This is a genomic window from Planktosalinus sp. (assembly GCF_059864935.1).
In genome coordinates this window covers 1-1,017 of the sequence record NZ_JCBCCK010000186.1, presented here as the reverse complement: position 1 = coordinate 1,017, position 1,017 = coordinate 1, and the positions used below count along the sequence as shown (strand labels likewise).

At 40.1% G+C, this 1,017-nt stretch carries 1 protein-coding gene; it reads left to right on the top strand.

Annotation, left to right across the window (positions count from 1 at the left end; genetic code table 11):
• Positions 1-36: 36 nt before the first annotated feature.
• Positions 37-975: a GHMP family kinase ATP-binding protein gene (locus AC6F75_RS06790; RefSeq protein WP_500714199.1), complete on the top strand. Its 939-nt coding sequence runs from the start codon at positions 37-39 to the stop codon at positions 973-975.
• Positions 976-1,017: the final 42 nt, after the last annotated feature.

Sequence of the window (1,017 nt, the reverse complement as noted above, 5' to 3'; positions counted from 1 at the left end):
AAAAAAGTGTAATTTTATATCCAACTAAAAATCAACATGCGAGGACCTCTATTTTACTCAAAAATCCTACTCTTTGGTGAATATGGCATCATCAAAGATTCCAAAGGTTTATCCATTCCCTATAATTTTTACAACGGCGCTCTTAAGATTGATGAACACCACACGGTGGCGACACATAAATCAAATCAGGGCTTAAAACGATTTGCTGATTTTCTGGAAACCTTGCAAAAGGAACAACCTGAATTGGTCACCTTTGATTTAGACAGTTTAAAAAAAGACATAGAAGCAGGACTGTATTTTGACAGCAGCATTCCTCAGGGATATGGTGTTGGGAGTAGTGGCGCATTGGTAGCAGCCATTTATGACCAATATGCCAACAATAAAATCACGGTTCTCGAAAACCTTACCCGCAAAAAACTATTACAACTCAAAGCTATTTTCAGTGCGATGGAATCCTTTTTTCACGGAAAATCATCTGGACTTGACCCATTAAATAGTTACCTGAGTTTACCCATATTAATCAATTCACAAGACAATATTGAGCCTGCCGGAATTCCTTCACAATTGAAGAAAGGAAAAGGCGCCGTGTTTTTGTTAGACAGCGGTGTCACCGGTGAAACAGCACCCATGGTGCAAATCTTTATGGAAAACATGAAGCAGGAAGGTTTTAGAAATATGTTGAAAGACCAATTTGTAAAACATACAGATGCCTGTGTGGACGATTTCCTCAAAGGCGACGTCAAGTCTTTGTTTTCCAACATCAAGCAACTCTCAAACGTGGTGCTGGACAATTTCAAACCGATGATTCCTCAACAATTCCACACACTTTGGAAACAGGGTATCGATACCAATGCCTACTACCTGAAACTATGTGGCAGCGGTGGCGGTGGCTACATACTTGGCTTTACCGAAGACCTTGAAAAAGCCCAACAAGCCCTGAAAGACCATAAACTGGAAGTGGTTTATAGTTTTTAGAGTTACCCCTGGGCCATTTTGAAGTGGGATAAATTATTCGCT